This window comes from Arthrobacter sp. ZGTC212, from assembly GCF_002929255.1.
GTDB lineage: Bacteria > Actinomycetota > Actinomycetes > Actinomycetales > Micrococcaceae > Arthrobacter_B > Arthrobacter_B sunyaminii.
This window is the reverse complement of sequence record NZ_PJIJ01000054.1, coordinates 1-572: the sequence shown is the minus strand read 5'-3', so window position 1 is coordinate 572 and position 572 is coordinate 1. Positions and strand designations below refer to the sequence as shown.

Genomic DNA, 572 nt, shown 5'->3' with positions numbered 1-572 from the left:
TGATCACTCCCGTGATCTGTTCCTAGCTCATCACGGCGGGTTCGGCATAGCCGTCGAAAGCTGACGCTGAGGGCCCTGCTGTGGTCCACCCGCCGTCGGACTCCGGGACACTGCCGTGCTTGCCGGAAAAGGGCCAGTACGTGGAGGCCTTCCGGCCGGCATGGGCCAGCTGGACGCCAATTTTTGCGTCCGCCGCACCGTGACGGTGCACAAAGGATGTGATCCGCTGCCAGGCTTCGGCCTGGGCATCGTTGTAGAGGCCGGCGTCGCGGGGGCTGATCATGCCCTCGTGGTTGACGGCGGCAGCCTCGGTGAGGATCAGCGCCGCGCCGCCGGCGGCGAAGGAGCCCAGGTGCATCAGGTGCCAATCGTGCGGAACTCCGGGCGCAGCCTCGGCATCGCAGCTGTACTGGCACATCGGCGATACCCAGCCGCGGTGCTGCAACTCAAGCGAGCGAAGCTTCAGCGGCTCGAACAGGGCGGACATTAAAAAAGAACCCGTGCGAGTGCCTGGCGCGCCTTGGCCACGCGGTCATCTGCCGCGCCCACCACGTCGAACAGCTCAAGCAGGC

General features: G+C 66.3%; 1 protein-coding gene and 1 pseudogene. Both read right to left on the bottom strand.

Annotated features, from left to right (window positions below; all coding sequences use genetic code 11):
• Positions 1–25: 25 nt before the first annotated feature.
• Positions 26–487 (bottom strand): annotated as a pseudogene (locus CXQ89_RS17830) (NADH:flavin oxidoreductase/NADH oxidase); the annotation flags it as partial.
• Positions 487–572 (bottom strand): tetratricopeptide repeat protein (locus tag CXQ89_RS17825; protein ID WP_146067307.1); only part of this gene is annotated, 86 nt, incomplete at its 5' end. The pseudogene CXQ89_RS17830 and the gene CXQ89_RS17825, both read right to left, overlap by 1 nt.